The organism is Xanthomonas sp. LF06-19 (genome assembly GCF_034105425.1).
In the GTDB taxonomy this organism is placed as follows: domain Bacteria; phylum Pseudomonadota; class Gammaproteobacteria; order Xanthomonadales; family Xanthomonadaceae; genus Xanthomonas_A; species Xanthomonas_A sontii.
In genome coordinates, this window is record NZ_JAXGGH010000002.1 from 118,842 (window position 1) to 139,085 (window position 20,244).

The window sequence follows — 20,244 nt, forward strand, 5'->3', positions numbered from 1 at the left end:
ATGCGCTGCGGCCTTCACCGCGATGAACCGCTCAGGTCGATCTCCTGGCGTTCAGGCCGCCACGCGCGCTGCGGCGCCGTCGAAGCGGTAGATGTCCATCGCCAGCAGGCCGGCGTCGATCCCCGCATCGATGCGCTGCGCGCCCAGCCCGTCCGCGCCGGCCGCACCCATCGCCACATAGATCGGCAGCCAGTGCTCGTCGGTGGGATGCGCGCGCTCGGCGAACGGCGCCTGCCGGCGGTAGTCGAGCATCGCCGGCACGTCGTCGCGGCGCAACGCCTGCTCGGTCCATTCGATGAACGGACGCACGTAGGGCACTTCCTTGCCCTCGGCGTAGCGGCCGAAGTCGTGCAGGTTGTGGGTGATGCTGCCCGAGCCGATCACCAGCACGCCGTCCTCGCGCAGCGGCGCCAGTGCGCGGCCCAGCGCCAGGTGGTGCTCCGGCCCGAGTTCCGGCTGGATCGACAGCGGCACCACCGGGATGTCGGCCTGCGGGTACAGCAGCGACAGCGGCACCCACACGCCGTGGTCCAGCCCGCGACGCTCGTCCAGCACCGGCGCCAGCCCGGCCTGCGCCAACAGCTCGGCGACCTGCTGGGCCACGGCCGGCGCACCCGGCGCCTGGTACTGCATCGCGTACAGCGCCTGCGGGAATCCGCCGAAGTCGTGGATGGTCTGCGGCTGCGCCGCGGCGCCGACCAGCGGCCGCCTGCCCAGCCAGTGCGCCGAGGCCAGCACGATGGCGCGCGGCCGCGGCAGCGTCGCCGCCAGTTCGGCCAGCCGCGTGCCGACCAGGCCGGGCTGCAGCGCGGTCATCGGCGAACCGTGCGAGATGTACAGGGAAGGCAAACGCGCCATGGCAGGTCTCCACAGTGGGGGGCGGCACGGTGGCGCGCGCGGCCAGCGCCGGGCGTTCGTGCAGGCGACCAGGGTATTTCCGCCATCTGCGGGAATAAATTACCCTGCCGCCGACGATCCATTTCAGGAACCGAAACAATGGACACGCTGGAGGCGATGCGGGTCTTTGTCGCCGTGGTCGACCGCAACGGCTTCAACGCCGCCGCCGACGCGCTGGGCATTTCCACCGCCAGCGTCACCCGCCAGGTGGCGTGGCTGGAACAGCGCCTGGGCTCGCGCCTGCTCAACCGCACCACCCGCCGGGTCAGCCCGAGCAGTGTCGGCGCGGCGTATTACCAGCGCTGCCAGTTGCTGCTGGCCGAGTTCGACGACATGGAGGCGGCGGTCGGCGAGCAGGCGCTGACGCCCTCCGGCACGCTGCGGATCAACGCACCGTTCAGTTTCAGCGTCGCCCGGCTGGGTCCGCGCCTGGCCGGCTACAGCGCGCGCTATCCGCAGGTCGCCCTCGATCTGTCGCTGTCCGACCGCCTGGTGGACATCGTCGAGGAAGGCTACGACCTGGCGATCCGCATCACCCGCCAGGTGGCGCCCACCTTGATCGCGCGCAAGCTCGGCGAAGTGCAGGCGTTCCTGTGCGCGTCGCCGGACTACCTGGCGCGTGCCGGCACCCCGCAGCTGGCCGCCGACCTCGCCGGCCACGCCTTCCTCAGTTACAGCTACGTGCAGGACGACCTGACCCTGCACGGCCCCGACGGCGCGACCCAGGTGCGGGTGGCCGGCACCCTGCGCGCCAACTGCGGCGACGTGCTGCGCGAGGCGGCCATCGCAGGCATGGGCGTCACTGTGCAACCGGACTTCATGGCCGAAGCGGCGCTGGAGGACGGCCGCCTGGTGCGGGTGCTGCCCGACCATGAGATCGGGCCGATCGGCGTCTACGCGGTGTACGCCAGCCGCAGCCACCTGGCGCCGAAGGTGCGCAGCTTCATCGACTACCTGGTCGAAGTGGGCATCGACCGCACGATGCGCTCCCCGGCCGAGAGCTGAACCGCGGCGCGCGGACCGGACACAACATCCCGCCGATGACGCTGATCGCGGCCGCCGCGCATGCGCACAATGCCCGCGCTTTTCCCCTCACCTTCAGGAGTCCGCGTATGAGCAAGATCGCGATCGTCTACTTCAGCGGCTACGGCCACACCGTCAAGCAGGCCGAGGCCGTGCACGCCGGCGCCGCCAGCGTCGGCGAAGCCACGCTGTACCGCATCGACCAGGACGGCAACCTGCCCGACGGCGCCTGGGAGGCGATCGGCCAGGCCGACGCCATCGTCTACGGCAGCCCGACCTACATGGGCGGCCCGGCCTGGCAGTTCAAGAAGTTCGCCGACGCCAGTTCCAAGCCGTGGTTCGCGCAGGCCTGGAAGGACAAGATCGCCGCCGGCTTCACCAACTCGGCCTCGGTCAACGGCGACAAGTTCGCCACCATCGAATACTTCTGGACCCTGGCCCAGCAGCACGGCCAGATCTGGGTCGGCACCGGCCTGCTGCCGTCCAACACCAAGGCGCACGGCCCCAACGACGTGAACTGGACCGCCGGCTCCGGCGGCGCGCTGGCGATCTCGCCGTCCGACGCCTCGCCGGACGAGGCGCCGCGCAGCGGCGACCTGGAGACCGCGCGCCTGCTCGGCAAGCGCGTGGCCGAGTTCGCGGCCAAGCTCAAGGGCTGAGCCAGGCGGTGCCGCCCGCAAAGGGCGGCACTCTGCATCGCGATCGCGGCCGTCTCCGGGCGATGCGATGCCCCTGCGGCGCCCGGCCTTGCCGGTCGGGCGCGTCTTCGAGGGGACAATGCCCTCGCGCTGCGGCGCTGCCGCGTGTTCTCTGCATCCCGATCTCGCCATGTGCCGGCCCTCGGCCAGCGCCATCGCGCTACACCGTGCCACCCACTGGATGCTCCGCACGCAGATGATCGATGAACACGCGCAGCTTCGGCGGCAAGTGTTCGCGCGCCGGGTAGTAGATGTGCCAGCCGGCGAACGGCGCGTGCCAGTCGTCCAGCACCTGCTGCAAGCGGCCGGCGGCGACGTCGGCAGCCACCTGCCACTCGAACGCCTGGCCCAGACCCAGACCGCGGCGCGCGGCATCCAGGCCGACCGCGGTGTCGTTGACCACCAGCCGCCCGCTGACTTCGACCAGGAAATCATGGCCGTCGCGGGTGAACTCCCAGGCCTGCAGGCGGCCATCGGTGCGGCGCCAGCGGATGCAGTCGTGTTCGGCCAGTTCGGCCGGCGTGTGCGGCGTCCCATGCGCGGCGAAATAGGCCGGCGCGGCCACCACCGTCTGCCGCTGCGGCGGTCCCAGCGGCACCGCGATCATGTCGCGCGCCAGGCTCTCGCCCAGGCGGATGCCGGCGTCGAAGCCGCCGGCGACGATGTCGGCCAGGGTCCGATCCGAATACAGCTCCACGCTGACCTCCGGATAGCGCGCCAGGAACGCCGGCAGCTGCGGGCACACCAGTTGCTCGGCGGCCACCAGCGGCAGGTTGATGCGCAGCGTGCCGGCCGGGCGGTCGCGCAGGAAATCCAGGTCGGCGAAGGCCGCATCGATCTGCGCCAGGCCCGGCGCCACCCGCTGCAGGAAGCGCTCGCCATGCTCGCTCAGGCCGACCCGGCGGGTGGTGCGGTTGAGCAGGCGTGCGCCCAATTGCGCCTCCAGCGCGCGCAATGTCTGCGACAGCGCCGAGGGCGAGACGCCCAGCTCGGCGGCAGCGCGGGTGAAGCTGCCATGGTGGGCGACGCGGACGAAGGCGACGACGGCGGACAGCGGCGGTGGACGGTGCATGGCGAACGGGCGGCAGTGGAAGGACGAACGCGGCGGGCGAACCAGCCATTGTTTAGCACAGCTTCAAAGCACATGCGGATTACCTGGATTTATCCGTTGCGACATGGCGCCTACAGTGCCCGCACCCTCACTCCGGAGACCGCCGCGATGGCCCTCGATCACTACCGCCTGCTCGGCCGTTCCGGCCTGCGCGTCAGCCCGCTGTGCCTGGGCACCATGACCTTCGGCGCCGACTGGGGCTGGGGCGCGGACGAAGCCGAGGCGCGCCGCCTGTTCGACCTGTACGTGGATGCCGGCGGCAACTTCCTCGATACCGCCAACATCTACACCAACGGCAGCGCCGAGACCCTGCTCGGCCGATTCGTCGCCGGCCGCCGCGACCGCCTGGTGATCGCCAGCAAGTTCGCGCTCAATCCCTTTCCCGGCGACCCCAACGGCGGCGGCAACCACCGCAAGGCGCTGCTGCGCTCGGTCGACGCCAGCCTGGCGCGGCTGGGCACCGATTACCTGGACCTGCTGTACCTGCACGCCTGGGACGGCACCACCGGCATCGACGAGGTCATGCGCGGCTTCGACGACCTGGTGCGCGCCGGCAAGATCCTCTACGCCGGCATCTCCGACACCCCCGCCTGGCAGGTGGCGCGCATGCAGACCCTGGCCGACCTGCGCGGCTGGACGCCGTTCGTCGCCCTGCAGATCGAGTACTCGCTGGCGCAGCGCACCGTCGAGCGCGAACTGGTGCCGATGGCCGAGGCGCTGGGCATGTCGGTGCTGGCCTGGTCTCCGCTGGCGATGGGCGTGCTCACCGGCAAGTACGGCGCCGCCGATCTGGCGCGGGTGCGCTCGGCCGCCTCCGGTGGCGCGCAGGTCGATGGCGTGGGCCGCGCCGAGGTCGCGCATTCGCAACGCACCTTCAACGAACACGCGCTGGCAGTGGCCGAGGCTGTGGTGGCGCTGGCCGCCGAGCTGCAGCGCTCGCCGGCGCAGGTGGCGCTGGCCTGGCTGCTGGCGCGCGGGGCGATGCCGATCGTCGGCGCGCGCAGCGTGGCGCAACTGCAGGACAACCTGGGCGCACTCACCCTGCACCTGGATGCCGAGGCGCTGCAGCGGCTGGATGCCGCCAGCGCGATCGAACTGGGCTTCCCGCACGACTTCCTGGCCTCGCCCAACCCGCAGGCGCTGCTGAGCGGCGGCACCCGCATCCAGCCGCGCTGAGCGCGGCGTCCTGCCCCTTCGTACACGAGCACCATTCCATGGCATCCATCGCGAACGCGTTGCCGAGCAACATGACCCTGGCCGAGGCCGAAGCGGCCGGCATCGCGCAGATCGCCGCGCTGATGGGCCCGCAGCAGGGCGCGGCGATCCGCGCCCTGGCCGACGACGCAGACACCGCACTGAGCGGCCGCGGCGCCGCCATCGCCTTCGCCGAGATCTACCGCGCCGACAGCGCGCTGGACCTGAAGACCCGCGAACTGGTCACGGTGGCGGTGCTGGCCAGCCTCGGCCACGCCGCACCGCAGTTGCGCCTGCATCTGCGCGCCGCGCAGGCGGCCGGCGCCAGCCGTGCGGAGATCTTCGCCGTGCTCGACCAGTTGTACGCCTACGTCGGCTTCCCCACCGCGCTCAATGCCCTGGCCGTCGCCCGCGACGCGCTGGGCCCGTCCTCACCCTGAGCGAACCGCCCGGCGGCCACGCTTTCCCTCCCCTCCCCCTCAGGAGCATCCTCCATGCAAACCCGCACCCTCGGCCGCAACGGCCCCCGCGTCTCCGCCCTCGGCCTCGGCTGCATGGGCATGAGCGCGTTCTACGGCGGCCGCAGCGACGACGACGCCTCGATCGCGGTCATCCATGCCGCGATCGAGCACGGCGTCAGCCTCATCGACACCGCCGACATGTACGGCCCGCACACCAACGAAGTGCTGGTGGGCAAGGCGCTGGCCGGGCGCCGCGACCAGGTCGTGCTGGCGACCAAGTTCGGCATCAAGCTCGACCCCAACGACCCGGCCGCACGCGGCATCGACGGCCGCCCGGAGTACGTGCAGTCGGCCTGCGAGGCCAGCCTGCGCCGACTCGGCGTGGACCACATCGACCTGTACTACCAGCACCGGGTGGATCCGAACGTGCCGATCGAGGACACGGTCGGGGCGATGGCGCGGCTGGTGGAACAGGGCAAGGTGCGCTTCCTCGGCCTGTCCGAAGCGGCCGCCGCCACCATCCGCCGCGCCCACGCGGTGCACCCGATCACCGCGCTGCAGAGCGAGTACTCGCTGTGGTCGCGCGATCCGGAACACGACGGCGTGCTGGAGACGGTGCGCGAGCTGGGCATCGGCTTCGTGCCGTACTCGCCGCTGGGCCGCGGCTTCCTGACCGGGGCGATCCGCTCGCCGGAGGATTTCGAGGCCGACGACTACCGGCGCCATTCGCCGCGCTTCCAGGGCGAGAACTTCGACCGCAACCTGCAACTGGTGGAGCGGGTACGTGAGCTGGCGCAGGCCAAGGGCGTGACCCCGGGGCAACTGGCGCTGGCCTGGGTGCTGGCGCAGGGCGAGGACCTGGTGCCGATCCCGGGCACCAAGCGCCTGGCCTACCTGGAAGAAAACCTGGGCGCGCTGCAGGTGAAGCTGAGCGCCGAGGAACTGGCGCAGATCGAGGCGATCTTCCCCGCCGACGCCGCTGCCGGCCATCGCTACCCGGCCGCCTCGCGCGGCGCGCTGCAGGGCTGAACCGCGCCCCCGGCCGCGGCGCGGGTCGATTGCCCGCGCCGCGCCGGCCCCGCATGATGCGGGGGTGATCTCCTTCATCGTCCCCGCGCACGACGAAGCCGCCCTGATCGGCGACACGCTGGCCTCGCTGCATGTCGCCGCGCAGGCGCTGCGGCTGGACTGCGAGACGCTGGTGGTGGCCGATGCCTGCCGCGACGGCACCGCCGAGATCGCGCGCCGGCACGGCGCGCAGGTGCTGGAGGTGGAACTGCGGCACATCGCCGCCGTGCGCAATGCCGGCGCCGCCGCCAGCCGCGGCCGCCATCTGCTGTTCGTCGATGCCGACACCCGGGTCAACACCCCGCTGCTGGCCGCGGCGCTGCGCGCGCTCGGCACCGGCGCGGTCGGCGGCGGCGCGCAGGTGCGCCTGCTCGGCGACATCGCCTGGCACGAGCGCCTGGCGCAGACGCTGTTCGGTTGGCTGTTCCGCTGCACCGGCATCGCCCCCGGCTGCTTCCTGTTCTGCACGCGCAGCGCCTTCGTCGCCGCCGGCGGCTTCGACGAGCGCTACTACGCCGGCGAGGACGTGGCGCTGAGCCGCGCACTGGCGCGGCAGGGACGCTTCGTGATCCTGCGCGAGCCGGTGCACACCTCCGACCGCAAGCTGCGCAGCTTCAGCAAGCGCGAGCACCTGGGGCTGCTGTTGCGCCTGCTGCGCCGCGGCCGCAGCCTGCTGCGCTCGCGCGACGGACTTGGCTTCTGGTACGGGCAGCGTCGCGGGCGCTAACGCGCCGCCCATTTCCGCACAGATTGCGTCGGGTCGGCAAAGCGGTTGCGCCCGACGCGGGCGACTTCCTACTGCCTGCAAATGCGCGAGAACGGCACCCTGGACATCAGGAACGCGGCAATGGCGGACCGGCAGGCGATCGTGACGCTGATGGCGGCACTGGACTACGCCGGAACCGAGGACTTCATCGAGGCGCGCCTGGCGCAGCTCCTGGCACATCCGGACGCGGCCTTGCTGTTGGCCGCCTCAGGGGACGACGTCCTGGGTGTGTTGTCGCTGCACTTTCTGCCGCAGTTGGCATTGGCCGGCGACATCTGCCGCATCAGCTATTTCTGCGTCGACGATCGCGCGCGCGGCGCCGGGGTGGGACAGCGTTTGCTGGCAGAGGGCGAGGCACTGGCGCGGCAGCGCGGCTGCGACCGCCTGGAGGTGCACTGCCACAGCCGGCGGGAACGCGCGCACGCCTTCTATCGGCGCGAAGGCTTTGTCGAAGCGCCCACGTATTTCGCCAGGTCGCTGCGCGATTGAGGATTGTCTGAGGTCGCCAGCCGCAGACAGCGGCGCGATCTTCGCAAGAGCGGTTGCCGGCGCCGAGCCGCTGGCAGTACGCTGCGCGCCCCTTGTGCGAGCTTTACGGATGAGCGTCCACACCAGCAGGCCCATCGCGCTGCGCATCCTCGGCACGGGCGAGTATCTGCCCGCGCAGCAGGTGCCGGCGGAGGCCTTCGACCGGCGCTGGGGCAAGCCCGCCGGCTGGACCCTGCGGCATACCGGGGTCGCCACGCGGCACTACGCGGGCGCCGACGAGCCGGCCACCTTCATGGGCGAACGCGCCGCGCGCGCGGCGCTGCAGGCGGCGCAGTTGCAGGCGCACGAGGTCGATTGCGTGATCAGCGCCTGTAGCCTGATGGAACAGGCGATCCCGTGCAGCGCGGCGCTGCTGCACGCGCGGCTGGGCCTGCAGGGAAGCGGCATCCCCGCCTTCGACATCAACGCCACCTGCCTGAGCTTCATCGCCGCGCTCGACCTGGCCGCCTGCGCGATCGCCGCCGGCCGCCATCGCCGCGTGCTGATCGTCTCCAGCGAGATCGCCAGCGTCGGCCTCAATCCGGACGATGCGGACACTGCGCCGCTGTTCGGCGACGGTGCCGCCGCGGTGGTGCTCGGCGCCGACGACGGCGCCAGCGGTTCGCAGTTGCTGACCGCGCGCCTGGAAACCTATTCCGAAGGCATCGACCACTGCCGCGTGCGCGCCGGCGGCACCCGCCTGCGCCTGGATCACGGTGTCGAGGCGCTGCGCGCCGGTTCGCAATTCGAAATGAACGGCCGCGCCACCTATCGCCTCGCCGCGGCGAAGCTGCCCGGTTTCCTGCAGCGGCTGCTGGCGCAGGCCGGGGTCGATCTGGCGCAGCTGCGGCGGATCGTGCCGCACCAGGCCAGCGCCAAGGCGCTGCGTCACCTGCGCGTGGCGCTGGGGCTGGCGCCGGACGCGCTGATCGAGGTGATCGGCCAGCGCGGCAACCAGATGGCGGCCTCCATTCCGAGTGCGCTGCACCAGGCGATCCACAGCGGCCGCATCGTCCGCGGCGACCTGATCGGCCTGGTCGGCTCCGGCGCCGGGCTGGCGTTCGGCGGCGCGGTGTTGCGTTACTGACATGGCACGCGTCCTGGTCACCGGCGCGTCCGGCTTCATCGGCGCCTACATCGTGCGCGCCCTGGCCGATGCCGGCGTAGCGGTGCGCGCCAGCGGTCGCGACGCCGCCAAGCTGGCGGCCTTCGCCGGCAATCCGCGGATCGAGGTCGTGCCCGCCGAGCTGTGTCGCGATGACCTGGCGCCGTTGCTGCGCGGCTGCGATGCGGTGATCCACTGCGCTGCGTTGTCGGCACCTTGGGCCAGCGCCGAGACCTTCCGCCTGGCCAACGTGGTCGCCACCGAACGCCTGCTCGCCGCCGCGCTGGCCGCACGCGTGCGCCGCTTCGTGCACTTCAGTTCGCCCAGCATCTACTTCCGCTTCGCCGATCAATACCAGATCACCGAAGACTTCACCCCGCCGGCGCGCTGGATCGGCGGCTACCCACAGACCAAGTGGGAAGCCGAGGAAAAGGTGCGCGCCGCCGCCGCGGCCGGACTGCCGGCGGTGGTGCTGCGCCCGCGCGCGGTGTTCGGCCATGGCGACAACGCGATCGTGCCGCGCTTGCTGGCGGTGGCGCAGCGCGGCTGGTTCCCGCTGGTCAACGGCGGCCGCGCGATGATCGATGTGTGCTGCGTGGAGAACGCGGTGGCCGCGGCGCTGGCTGCGCTGCGCGCCGAGCACATCGGCGATGGCCGCGCCTACAACATCAGCAACGGCGTGCCGATCGCGGTGCGCGACCTTTTGACCGAACTGTTCGCGGTGCTGCGCCTGCGCGTGCGGCTGCTGCCGGTGCCGCGCGGACCGGCACTGGCACTGGCCACGCTCGGCGAGCAGATCGCGCTGCGCCGTCGCGGGCAGCCGGAGCCGCGGCTCAGCCGCTACGGTATCGGCGTGCTCGGCTATTCGCAGACGCTGGACATCGGCCGCGCCCGCCGCGAACTCGGCTATGCGCCCGTGCTGTCGACCGAGGCCGGGCTGACCGCGCTGGGGCGGCCATGAGCGCGCCCAGGCTGCAGTGGCGGCTGTACGAAGCCGGCCACTGCACACATCCGGAGCGCGCCACGCGCCGCGGCGCGCCGCTGGCGCCGTGTCCGTTTCCGGCGCTGGCGGCACTGCTGCAGCATCCGCAGCACGGCGACCTGCTGTTCGACACCGGCTATTCGCCGCACTTCTTCGACGCCACCGCGCGTTTCCCCGAGCGCCTGTACCGCTGGCTGACCCCGGTGCAGTTGGCGCCCGGGCAATCGCTGCGCGAACAACTCGCCCGCGACGGCGTGGATGCGGACCGCATCGGCTGGATCGTGCTGTCGCATTTCCATGGCGACCACGTCGGCGGCGTCGCCGATTTCCCGCAGGCGCGCCTGGCCTGCGCACAGCAGGCCTGGGACGATCTGCAGCGCCGCGGCCGGCTGGCCGCGCTGCGCGAAGGCTTCCTGCCGGCCCTGCTGCACGGCGCGCGCCCGCGCATGCACTGGATCGAGGCGCTGCCCGCGGCGCTGTCGCCCGCCGCGCTGCGCGACTTCGGCACGCCGCGCGACCTGTTCGGCGACGGCAGCGTGCTGCTGGTGCCGCTGCCCGGGCATGCGCCCGGCCACTACGGCCTGTGGTTCGAGGACGCGCACGGCCCGGTGTTCCTGATCGCCGACGCGGCCTGGTCCAGCGCCGCGCTCGCCGACGGCACGCCGCCGCCGGCGCTGGTCACCCACCTGCTCGGCGAGCATCGCGTCTATCGCGACACCCTGGCGCGGCTGCAGGCGCTGCGCCAGGCCGAGCCGGGCTTGCGCCTGGTGCCCTCGCATTGTCGGCAATGGCGGCCGGCACCGGCGGAGCACACGCATGGCTGAGGCCCCCGGCGTGCTGATCACCGGCGCACGCGCGCCGGTCGCGCTGGACCTGGCGCGCCGTTTCGCCGCGCAGGGTTGGCGGGTGCACCTGGCCGACAGCGTCGCCAGCCGCATCTCCGGCTGGTCGCGCGCGGTGGCCGCGCATCACCGCATCGCACCGGCACGCGATGCGCCACGCGCCTGGCTGGCCGATCTCAACGCCCTGCTCGCGCGCCAGCGCATCGACGTGCTGGTGCCGACCTGCGAGGAGGTGTTCTACCTGGCCCGCTATCGCAGTGCGCTGCCGGCGCAGTTGCAGCTGCCGTTGCACGACTTCGACACGCTGCGCACGCTGCACAGCAAGTACCACTTCATGGAACTGGCGCGCAGCCTGGACAGCGCCATCGACGTACCCGCCAGCGTGCGCGTGCGCAGCCTGGCGCAGGCGCGCGAATGGGCCGGCGACGCGCCGCTGGTATTGAAACCAGAATTCTCGCGATTCGGCGTGCATGTCCGGCTCTATCCGGACGGTGTGACCGCCGATGCCACGCCGCTGCCCGCGCAGGGCGACTGGGTCGCACAGCGCTACTGTGAGGGCGAGGAACGCTGCTCGTATGCGCTGGCGCGCGACGGCGTGCTGCTGGCGCATGCGGTGTACCGCCCGCGCTACCGCCTGCGGCGCAGTTCCAGCTACTACTTCGACGCCGCACCGAACCCGCAGATCGAGCGTTTCACCGCGCAACTGGTGCAGGCGCTGCGCTTCACTGGGCAGATTTCCTTCGACTGGATGGTGTCCGCGCAAGGGCGCTGCAGCGTGATCGAATGCAATCCGCGTGCGACCAGCGGCCTGCACCTGTTCGCCGCGACCGATCCGCTGGTGGCCTTGCTGTGCGGCGACGCGGGCGCGGCGCCGGCGCCGTTGCGCCCGGCCGACGACCGCGCAGCGATGCTGGGCATGCTGATGCTCGGCGCGGCCTTGCCGGCGGCGCTGGGCCAGGGCCGGCTGCGACAGTGGCGCCACGACTACGCGCGCGCCGAGGACGTACTGGCGCCGCGCGGCGACCGCTGGCCGCTGGTCGGCACGCTGTGCGACCTGGGCAGCCACGCGCGCCTGGCGCTGGCGCAGCGCTGCAGCGTGCGCGAGGCCGCCACCCGCGATACCGAATGGGACGGCGAAGCGCTGCCGCCGCCATGAGTACCGACAGCGCCGACGCCGCAGCCGCCGACTACGCCGCGAAGCTGCAACGCTTCGCCGCGCTGCACGCCGGCGGCGACGCGCAGCAGTTGGCCGACAACGCACATGCGCGCATCGAGGTATTGCAGGCGGGCGACCTGGCGCTGCCGGTGACGGTCGGCGAACGCCACCCCGGCAACGCCTGGGTGTGCTCGCCGCGCACCACCTATGCCGACTACGCCGCCGAAGAAGCCGCACGGCTGCTGCCGGGCACGCTGGCCGCGCCGGTGCGCGGCCTGTGCGGCGGCATCGGCGCGTGGCTGGACTGGGCACGGATCGACCGTGCGGTCACCCTCAACAACTGGCTGCTGTCCACCAACCTGTACCCGCCGCTGCCGCCGAGCGGCTTGCGCGCGTTGCTGGATGTCGCGCGCGCGCGCTGGCCCGACCACGCGCTGTGGTTCCGCTCGCTCAACGCGGTGGATACGCCGCAGTGGCTGCACGCGCTGCAGGCCGAAGGCTTCACCCTGATCGCCAGCCGCCAGGTCTACCTGTACGAGGACTGGCCGCGACTGCTGCGCCATCGCGACCTGGCCCGCGACCTCAAACTGGTCGAGCGCCGCGACCTGCAGCGCTGCGGCAACGACGCCATCGGCGAGGCCGACTATGCGCGCATCGCCGCGCTGTATGCGCAGCTGTATCTGGAGAAATATTCGCACTGCAATCCGGCCTACCACGCCGGCTTCCTGCGTGCCTGGCACCGCGCCGGGCTGCTGCGCTTCGACGGCTTCCGCGATGGCGACGGGCAACTGGTCTGCATCACCGGCCTGTTCGGCATCGGCGGCACCGTCACCGCCCCGATCGTCGGCTACGACCTGCACCTGTCGCAGCGGCTGGCGCTGTACCGCACCCTCACCGCCTGCGGCATCGACCATGCGCGACGGTATGGCCAGCGCCTCAACCAGAGCGCCGGCGCGGCCAGTTTCAAGCGCCAGCGCGGCGGCATGCCGGTCATCGAGTACAGCGCGGTCGATGCGCGCCACCTGCCGCTGCGGCGACGCCAGCCGATCGCCGCGCTAGGCGCCCTGACCCGGCGCATCGGTGTCCCGCTGATGCGCCAGTACCGGCTGTGAGGCCAGGCAGCGCCGGGCCCGAAGGCGGGCCGTAATCGTTTTCAGCGTCGATCGCGCATGCCGCGTCGGCTGCCCGACGCTGGCACTGGCATATACTTTGCTGCATCTGCAACACCTCATCGCCGCTGCGGCCCGGAACATCTGTGGAATGGATTGCGCATCTGGCCCATGCCGGCACCTTGCTGATCGTCAACGCATTGCTCGCGGCGGTGTCCTCGGCGATGTTCCTGGCGCTGTACGTCACCGGCCGCAAGGAACGGCACGCCCGCAGTCTGTTGCTGCTGACGCTGAGCTACGCCGTGTTCACCCTGGGCTTCGGCACCCTGCTGGCGCCGGCCTGGCACTACATGGAAGTCTGGGTCGCGCCCGCCGGCAACGTCACCCTCGACGTGGCCACCGCACTGACACTGTTGGCGGTAAACGCCTACCTGCGACGCCCGCTGCTGCAGTGGACATTGCTGGTCCCGATCGCGCTGCTCTGCGCGCTGGAACTCTACAGCCTGCACTACACAGGCCTCGATCACCGCATCATGGTGATCTTCGGCGGCCTGGTGCGCGGCATGCTGACCCTGGCCACCGCGGTGGCGCTGTGGCGCCATGCCGACAGCACCGTGCGCACGCCGGCGCGCTTCACGGCCGTCTTCCATTTCCTGTGGGCCGGCATGGTCGGGCTGCGGGTGGTCTGGTGGGCCGTCCATCCCGACGTCGATACCAGCTACGACCCGACCACCAACTTCGGCCTGCTCTCGCGCATCGTGCTGACCGCCAGCATCACCCCCGGCTTCCTGTGGATGCTGACCCGCGAAATGAACGCGGAACTGCGGCGGCACGCCTCGCAGGATCCACTCACCGGGGTCACCAACCGCCGGGTGATGTGGGAGCGCGGCGAGGCGGCGACCCTCGATGCCGCACGCAAGCGGGCGTCGATCGCGGTGCTGATGATCGACGTGGACCATTTCAAGGCGATCAACGACCGCTTCGGCCATGCGGTCGGCGACCAGGTGCTGGTCGCCATCGCGCAGACCCTGACGCAGCACATCCGCATGCCGGACCTGCTGGCGCGCATCGGCGGCGAGGAGTTCATGGTGCTGATTCCGCAGGGCGACGAGGCGTCGGTGCGCGATCTCGCCGAGCGCCTGCGGCGGCGGATCGAGCAGCAACAGATCGATGCTGCGCCGGAGGCGCCGCTGGTGTGCACGGTGAGCATCGGCTACTGCCTGTCGCCCGGGGCACAGGCGTCCTGGCAGACCCTGGTGCTGGCCGCCGACCAGGCGCTGTACGCGGCCAAGCGCGCCGGCCGCAACCGGGTCGCCGGCACCACCATCACATGAACGCGCGCGGCACGCGGCACACCACGCGCGTGGCGCCGGCGGCATGAGCGCCTGGCATCCGTCCCTGTACCGGCAGTGGTTCGCCGTCGCCCCCGCCACGGCGTTGCGGCGCCAGCCGCTGGCGGTATCGGTGATGGACCGGCATGCGGCGATCGCGCGTTGCGCCGACGGCGGCCTGCTGGCGCTGGAAGACCGCTGCCCGCACCGGCACGCGCCGCTGTCGGCCGGCTGCGCCACCGGCGACGGCCTGTCCTGCCCCTATCACGGCTGGCGCTTCGACCGCGCCGGCGCCCTGCGCGAGATCCCCGGCCTGCCGCCCGGGCAGGCGCCGCCGGCGGTGCGGGTCCGCGCCTTCGCCGCGCGCGAACACGACGGCCTGATCTGGCTGCGTCCCGACCCGGAAGGCGCGGACGCGCCCTCGCAACTGGTGCAGGCGCTGCAGCCGTCGGCGCGGCGCTTCCTGTGGCGCACGCGCTGGGATGCGCACGTGGTCGATGCGCTGGAGAACTTCCTGGACCCGTTGCACACCCATCTTCTGCATCCGGGGCTGGTGCGGCGCGGCGGCGCGCGCACCGCCATGCGCGCCGAGCTGCGCCACACCGACGAAGGCTTCCACGTCGACTACCGCGGCGCCGCGGCGCAGAGCGGCTGGCTGTACCGGTTGTTCGAATCGCCGCGCATCCTGGAACGCGCGCATTTCGCCGGCCCCGGCAGCGCGCAGATCGAGTACCGCTACGCGCGCGGCGGCCGCGTGCGGATCAGCCTGCACTTCACCCCGCTCGACGCGCGCAGCACCGACGTCTTCGCCAGCCTGCACGTGGAGGGGCGCTGGGCGCCGGCGTGGGCGGTGCGGCTGCTGGTGTGGCCGCTGCTGCGCCGGGTCGGCGAACAGGACCGGCGCATGCTCGCGTTGCAGTCGCGCAACCTGCAGCGCTATCCGGGCGCGCGCGGTGCCTCCACCGCGCTGGACCTGGTGCGCGAACCGCTGCGGCGTTACTGGGACGGCGAGCCGCTGCCGGCACCGGGCAGCGGCCACGACGTGGAACTCATGCTGTGACCGCGCCGAGCCGCTGCAGCACATCCGCCAACGGGGCCGGACGCCCGAGCAGATAGCCCTGCACGCCGCCGCAGCCGTGCGCGCGCAACCAGCGCAGCTGCGCCTCGGTTTCCACGCCCTCGGCGACCACGTCCAGCCCCAGGCAGTGCCCCAGGGTCAGCAGCGCCTGGCAGATCGAGGCGTTGCGTGGATCGTGGTCCACCTCGGCGACGAAGCTGCGATCGATCTTCAGCGTGTCCAGCGGCAGGTCGCGCAGATACGCCATGCAGGAGAAGCCGGTGCCGACATCGTCCAGGGCCACGCGCACCGCCAGCGCGCGCAGTTGCCGCAGCACGTCGCCGGCCTGCTGCGGCTGCCGCATCAGGCTGCTCTCGGTCAGCTCCAACTGCAGGCCGTTGGCGGCCAGCCCGGCCTCGGCGCAGGCCTGCACCAGGTCGGCGACCAGGTCGCCGTCGAAGAACTGCAGCGCCGACACGTTCACCGCCACCGGCAGGTCCGGCCATCCGTGCTCGACCAGGGCGCGACGCGCCCGCGCCGCCGCGCGCATCACCCAGCGCCCCAGCGGCAGGATCAGCCCGGTGTCCTCGCACAACTGGATGAACGCATCCGGCGCGATGAAACCGCCATCGCGCTGCGGCCAGCGGATCAGGGCTTCCAGTTCGCGCGGCGCGCCGCTGACGGCATCCATGATCGGCTGGAAGTACAACTCGAACTCCTGGCGCTCGATCGCCTGCTGGATGCGCCCGGCCAGGCGCGGCGTTCGCCGGTGCGCGCGGCCATGGCGCGGTCGAAGCGCACCAGGCTGCGGCCCTCTGCCTGCGCCGCATGCGCGGCCTGCGCGGCGCTGCCGATCGCCTCGTCGGCATCGGCGGCATCGTCCGGACACAGCGCCACGCCGATGTGCGCCTGCAATTGCTGGGCGAATTCGCCGCCCTGCACCGGTGCGTACAGCGCCTCCTGCAGCGCCTGCAAAGCCTGCGGCAGGAGCTGGGGGTCCAGGATCGCCAGCACGAAGTCCTGCGCCGGCTGGTGCGCGCTCAGGCCGAAGCGCTCGCCGAGCGTGCGGATGCGCCCGGCCACCGCGCTGCGCACCGCGTCGCCGGCGGCGCGGCCCAGGGTGTCGCCGATCAGGGCCAGGCCGCGCACCTGCACGTAGGCGATAGCATAGCCGCCGCGCTGCGCACGCAGGGCTTCGGCCAGCGCCCGCGGCTTGAGCAGGCCGGTGCTGAATTCGTGGCGTGCGAGATAGGCCAGTTCGCGTTCGTGAGCCAGGCGCTCGGTGACGTCCTCGGCCAGGATCAGCCGCGCCGGCACGCCGCCGAACTCCAGGTCGGCGCTGTGGATGCACACCGACAGCAGGCTGCCGTCCTTGCGCCGATGCGTCCACACGCTCGGCGCGTCGAAGTCCTCGCGCGGTTTGCGCACGTCCTGCAGCAAGCGCTCGGCATCCTCCGACGGGCGCAGATCGCGCAGGTCCATCGCCAGGAATTTCTCGCGGCTGTAGCCGTACTGGCGCACCGCGGCCTGGTTCACTTCCAGGAAGCGCAGGCTGTCCACGGAGAACACCCAGTACGGCAACGGATTGCGATCGAACACCAGGCGGAACTGGCGCTCGGCATCGAGCAGGCGCGCGTGTGCCGCCACCCGGTCGCTGACATCCTGCACCGCGCCGGTCATGCACACGCCCTCGCGGGTGTGCACCAGCGCGCCGCGCGCGGCCAGCCAGCGCAGGCGTCCATCGGGCAGGTGCATGCGATAGACGGTGTTGTAGTCCGCGCGCCCTTGCGCAGCGTCCTCGTACAGCTGCGTCACCCGTGCGCGATCCTCGTCGTGGATCCGCGCCAGGAACGCCTCGATGGGCAGTTGCATGCGCTGCAGGCCGAACATCGCGCCGGTCGGTTCGGACAGGCGCAGCACGCGCCGCGCGATGTCGACGCGCCAGGTGCCGATGCCGCCCATCCCGTGCGCCAGGCGCAGATCCTCGTCGCCACGCCGCAGGCGCTGCAGCAGGTGGCGCTGGCGACGCTCGGCGCGGCGCAGGCTGACCAGCAGATAGGCCAGGCCGAGCAGGTACAGCACGTACACCAGCGCCGCCGCCGCGACGAACCACCACCAGCCGGACAGCGTCTCGCGCAGCCCCACCCCGGCCACCGCCAGCAACGGATACGCACCGCCGCCGCTCAGCGCCAGGATCCGCGGTGTCCCGTCGAAGACATCGCGGCGTACCCCCAGGGCGCCGCCGTGCGGCATCGGCTGCGCCAGCGCGATCGGCAGACGTGGCTGGCCGGCCGCGAGCGGGCGGCTGGCGGCCAGCAGCACGCCCTGCGCGTCGGTCAGGGCGACGATGCCGTCGCGCCCGCTGTCGGTGCCCTGCACGATGCGTTGCAACGCGGCCACCCGCCATTGCGCCTCGACCCAGCCATCGGTCCCCCACGGGACCGCCACGCGCACCACCGCCTCGCCATCGGCCAGGCGCACTGGCGGACTCACGCAGACCCGGTCGCCGCAGCGCGCGCGCGGCATCCATGCGCGCAGTTGCGGATCGCCCGTGCCGCCGAAGCGGGGTTGGCCCTGCACATCCAGCAGGGCCACGTCGCGCAGTTCCGGGTGCCGCGCCTGCAGGCCGTGCAGCGAGGCGGCGATCAGCTCGGGCGCCCGCATCGGCGTCTCCGCCAGCAGCGCCTGCGCACTCAGGCCCTCGCTATGCAGGGCCTGGCCGAGATTGTCCAGTTGCAACTGCAGCAAGCGGTCGCTGCCGGTGGCCAGGGCCAGGCTCTGCCGCTGCGCTGCGGCCAGGCGGTTGTGGCGGTCCTGCGCCAGCACCAGCACCAGGCCGGCGGCCAGCAGCACCGCCAGCGCCACGCCCCAGGTCGCGATCGCCCGCAACGGCGCGCGCGTGACGCGCCGCAGGCTGTGCCGAAAGCGACGGTCACGCTTCCTGTCGGCGAGCGGATTCGGCGGCATCGAGGGTCGGGAGTGCGGCGTAGATGCTGGATACAGCGGCCTGGGACCGGCGATCTTGACCGCCCGTGACGCGATGCTGCGTTCAGCGATGCGGATAAATCATTCAGTCCGCTGTGGCCACTGCGCCAGTGCCGGCGTCGTCAGCCCCACCCGTCGGCACGCACGCGCGGCGATGCCATCGTGCAGTGCCACCCGGAACAGCGGCGCCACCTGCTGCAGCAACCAGGCCGGCACCGTCGGGCCGGTGCGCTGCAGCCGTGCCTGCCGCAGCAGGGCGCTGGCCCATGGCGGCAGCAAGGCCGCGCCGGCGCCCAGGAACAGTTCGCGCGATAGTCCCGGCGCCGGCACCGGCAGGCGCAGGCCGGACAGCACCGCCAGCACCTCGCGCGAGCGCGCATCCACCCGCAGCAGCGGCCGCTGCCGCTCGAAATAGTCCAGCACCGCCGCCTCGCTGGCCGGAACGTCGCGTGCGCCCAGCGCTTCGGCGACGCGCCGGCCTTCGTCGTAATAGCGGTCGGCGATCGCCGCCGGCACCGCGCGGCAGTAGCGGCGGTAGCCCTGCAGGAAGCCGTAGGCCTCGGTCACGTGGACCCAGGTCAGCAGCGCCGGATCGTCGGCGGCGTAGGCGCGTCCGTCGGGCGTGTGGCCGCGCACCCGCGTGTGGATCGCACGCACACGGGCGATCTGGCGCTGCGCCGCGTCGGTGGGCGCGTAGCTGGTGGCGGCGACGAATTGGGTGGTGCGGCGCAGGCGCCCGACCAGATCCTCGCGAAAGTTGGAATGGTCGTAGACCCCGGCCAGCGCCAGCGGATGCAGGGTCTGCAGCAGCAGCGCACACAGCCCGCCGGCCAGCATCCCGGGAAACTCGGCATGGATGCGCCAGGTGACGCTGTCCGGACCGAACAGGCCCACATCGCCGAGCGGCTGGTCGTAGTCGATGGCGTCGCGCTCGCGCGGGAACGCGCCCAGCACCCAGCGGCGGATCTGCGCGGTGGCCGGAGCGGAGAGGGTGCGTAGCAGCGGGGGCATGCGCCGATGGTAGCGAAAGCGGCGCGAGCGCCGTGCGATGGCGTATGGCGCGCCGCTACCGCGCCGCATGTGCGACCGCAGCATGCACTTTGCGGCCGCTGTGCTAGAAAGAAGCTGCCTCAAGATCGCCAACCGACGTTCCGCGTCCGTCACCGCATCTGCAAGGAGCCCGTCATGCTCGCTCTGTTCAAAGGCTTGGGATTGCTGCTCGAGGACAACGCGCTGCACCAGCGCTCGTTTCCCGAGCAGGTCGCGCACTGGCAGCACAAGAGCGAGGCGCAGATCCGCGAAGAGGTCGCGTTGCTGGCCAAGGCCAAGCAGCAGTGGCTGGTGGCGTCGATCATCGGCTGGCAGGCGATCTCGCTGATCCTGCTCGGCGTGATCACCGCGCAGTTGTGGCAGCACGACTACCACCTGACCTTCTCGCGCATCGTCATCGTGGTCACCTCGTGGGTGGCGATCCTGTTCGTGATCTGGTTCATCGCCAACATGTTCGACCGCACCGCCGGCTTCGAGCGCTGGCTCACCGCGTTCAACAGCCGCGAACCGCTGTCGGCCGATGCCGACACCGTGGAGTGCGTGGCCGACGCGCTGAACATGGCGCGCAAGTACCCGGAGATCCTCGCCTACAAGCGCGAGGTGGTGGCCAACCGCGAACTGCGCCACGAGGACATCCGGATCATGCGCGAGATGGGCCGCATCCGCCTGCATGCCGAACTGGTCGCCTCGCTGATCCAGTTCGAGGGCACGCCACCCGGCGGCCAGCCCGGCGTGTTCCGCGTCGCCGGCTGAGTCGGCGGCACACGCATCTCACGCGCGCCGTCTGCGATAGACGGCGCGCCCGCCGATCCGACATCACGCGCGGGCGCGACTCGGGCGCAACACGCGCACAGTCGGTCGCGATCCGCGCGCCCGATAGC

Annotated in this window: 20 protein-coding genes; 15 read left to right on the plus strand and 5 right to left on the minus strand. The window is 71.9% G+C overall.

What is annotated here, in order from left to right; all coding sequences use genetic code 11:
- Positions 1–51: 51 nt before the first annotated feature.
- Positions 52–858, minus strand: coding sequence for a class III extradiol ring-cleavage dioxygenase (locus tag SLW55_RS04510; protein ID WP_152235745.1), 807 nt, complete (start codon positions 856–858; stop codon positions 52–54).
- A gap of 138 nt (positions 859–996) precedes the next feature.
- On the opposite strand from SLW55_RS04510, the gene SLW55_RS04515 reads away from it, so the two are divergent.
- Both SLW55_RS04515 and SLW55_RS04520 read left to right on the plus strand, forming a co-directional pair.
- Complete coding sequence (locus SLW55_RS04515) at positions 997–1,902, plus strand: LysR family transcriptional regulator (RefSeq protein ID WP_017909607.1); 906 nt, start codon at positions 997–999, stop codon at positions 1,900–1,902.
- 107 nt (positions 1,903–2,009) lie between these two features.
- Positions 2,010–2,579 carry a flavodoxin family protein gene (locus SLW55_RS04520; RefSeq protein WP_010343649.1) on the plus strand — a complete coding sequence of 190 codons (570 nt, stop codon included), beginning with the start codon at positions 2,010–2,012 and terminating at the stop codon, positions 2,577–2,579.
- A gap of 199 nt (positions 2,580–2,778) precedes the next feature.
- Here the strand turns inward: SLW55_RS04520 and SLW55_RS04525 are convergent, their stop codons facing one another.
- Entirely contained in the window at positions 2,779–3,690 is a 912-nt protein-coding gene (locus tag SLW55_RS04525) for a LysR family transcriptional regulator (protein WP_267085662.1), read from the minus strand.
- Positions 3,691–3,837: 147 nt separating this feature from the next.
- Here SLW55_RS04525 and SLW55_RS04530 point away from each other — a divergent pair, with 147 nt between their 5' ends.
- The 12 genes from SLW55_RS04530 to SLW55_RS04585 all read left to right on the plus strand — a co-directional run bounded on the left by SLW55_RS04530 (position 3,838) and on the right by SLW55_RS04585 (position 15,331).
- Positions 3,838–4,905 (plus strand): aldo/keto reductase, encoded by a 1,068-nt coding sequence (locus SLW55_RS04530; protein ID WP_320744672.1) that lies wholly within the window; start codon positions 3,838–3,840, stop codon positions 4,903–4,905.
- A gap of 38 nt (positions 4,906–4,943) precedes the next feature.
- Positions 4,944–5,363 carry a carboxymuconolactone decarboxylase family protein gene (locus SLW55_RS04535; RefSeq protein WP_152235741.1) on the plus strand — a complete coding sequence of 140 codons (420 nt, stop codon included), beginning with the start codon at positions 4,944–4,946 and terminating at the stop codon, positions 5,361–5,363.
- A gap of 54 nt (positions 5,364–5,417) precedes the next feature.
- Complete coding sequence (locus SLW55_RS04540) at positions 5,418–6,413, plus strand: aldo/keto reductase (RefSeq protein WP_320744674.1); 996 nt, start codon at positions 5,418–5,420, stop codon at positions 6,411–6,413.
- A 64-nt stretch (positions 6,414–6,477) separates the two neighbouring features.
- The gene (locus SLW55_RS04545) at positions 6,478–7,179 is read left to right on the plus strand and encodes a glycosyltransferase (RefSeq protein ID WP_043093436.1); all 702 of its coding nucleotides are present in this window, start codon (positions 6,478–6,480) and stop codon (positions 7,177–7,179) included.
- A gap of 81 nt (positions 7,180–7,260) precedes the next feature.
- Complete coding sequence (locus SLW55_RS04550; RefSeq protein WP_208602381.1) at positions 7,261–7,707, plus strand: GNAT family N-acetyltransferase; 447 nt, start codon at positions 7,261–7,263, stop codon at positions 7,705–7,707.
- 109 nt (positions 7,708–7,816) lie between these two features.
- Positions 7,817–8,833: a 3-oxoacyl-[acyl-carrier-protein] synthase III C-terminal domain-containing protein gene (locus SLW55_RS04555; RefSeq protein WP_320744677.1), complete on the plus strand. Its 1,017-nt coding sequence runs from the start codon at positions 7,817–7,819 to the stop codon at positions 8,831–8,833.
- Between the two features lies 1 nt (position 8,834).
- Positions 8,835–9,812, plus strand: a complete 978-nt coding sequence (locus SLW55_RS04560; RefSeq protein ID WP_320744679.1) for an NAD-dependent epimerase/dehydratase family protein — start codon at positions 8,835–8,837, stop codon at positions 9,810–9,812.
- Positions 9,809–10,657, plus strand: coding sequence for an MBL fold metallo-hydrolase (locus SLW55_RS04565; protein WP_295958099.1), 849 nt, complete (start codon positions 9,809–9,811; stop codon positions 10,655–10,657). The genes SLW55_RS04560 and SLW55_RS04565 overlap by 4 nt, the downstream gene beginning before the upstream one ends.
- Positions 10,650–11,831, plus strand: coding sequence for an ATP-grasp domain-containing protein (locus SLW55_RS04570; protein WP_320744681.1), 1,182 nt, complete (start codon positions 10,650–10,652; stop codon positions 11,829–11,831). The genes SLW55_RS04565 and SLW55_RS04570 overlap by 8 nt, the downstream gene beginning before the upstream one ends.
- A complete protein-coding gene (locus SLW55_RS04575; protein ID WP_320744683.1) occupies positions 11,828–12,943 on the plus strand; it encodes a hypothetical protein in 1,116 nt (371 codons plus the stop codon). Before SLW55_RS04570 ends, SLW55_RS04575 begins: the two co-directional genes overlap by 4 nt.
- A gap of 143 nt (positions 12,944–13,086) precedes the next feature.
- On the plus strand, positions 13,087–14,274 hold the full coding sequence (locus tag SLW55_RS04580; protein ID WP_320744685.1) for a GGDEF domain-containing protein: 1,188 nt from the start codon (positions 13,087–13,089) through the stop codon (positions 14,272–14,274).
- Between the two features lie 43 nt (positions 14,275–14,317).
- Positions 14,318–15,331 (plus strand): Rieske 2Fe-2S domain-containing protein, encoded by a 1,014-nt coding sequence (locus SLW55_RS04585; RefSeq protein ID WP_267097265.1) that lies wholly within the window; start codon positions 14,318–14,320, stop codon positions 15,329–15,331.
- On the opposite strand, the gene SLW55_RS04590 is transcribed toward SLW55_RS04585, so the two are convergent.
- The 3 genes from SLW55_RS04590 to SLW55_RS04600 form a co-directional block, all read right to left on the minus strand.
- On the minus strand, positions 15,321–16,019 hold the full coding sequence (locus SLW55_RS04590) for an EAL domain-containing protein (RefSeq protein WP_320744688.1): 699 nt from the start codon (positions 16,017–16,019) through the stop codon (positions 15,321–15,323). The genes SLW55_RS04585 and SLW55_RS04590 overlap by 11 nt on opposite strands.
- A complete protein-coding gene (locus SLW55_RS04595; RefSeq protein WP_320744690.1) occupies positions 15,977–18,217 on the minus strand; it encodes a PAS domain S-box protein in 2,241 nt (746 codons plus the stop codon). The genes SLW55_RS04590 and SLW55_RS04595 overlap by 43 nt, the downstream gene beginning before the upstream one ends.
- A gap of 177 nt (positions 18,218–18,394) precedes the next feature.
- Complete coding sequence (locus tag SLW55_RS04600; RefSeq protein ID WP_267100573.1) at positions 18,395–19,324, minus strand: oxygenase MpaB family protein; 930 nt, start codon at positions 19,322–19,324, stop codon at positions 18,395–18,397.
- 114 nt (positions 19,325–19,438) lie between these two features.
- On the opposite strand from SLW55_RS04600, the gene SLW55_RS04605 reads away from it, so the two are divergent.
- Positions 19,439–20,116, plus strand: a complete 678-nt coding sequence (locus SLW55_RS04605) for a hypothetical protein (RefSeq protein WP_223875750.1) — start codon at positions 19,439–19,441, stop codon at positions 20,114–20,116.
- Positions 20,117–20,244: the final 128 nt, after the last annotated feature.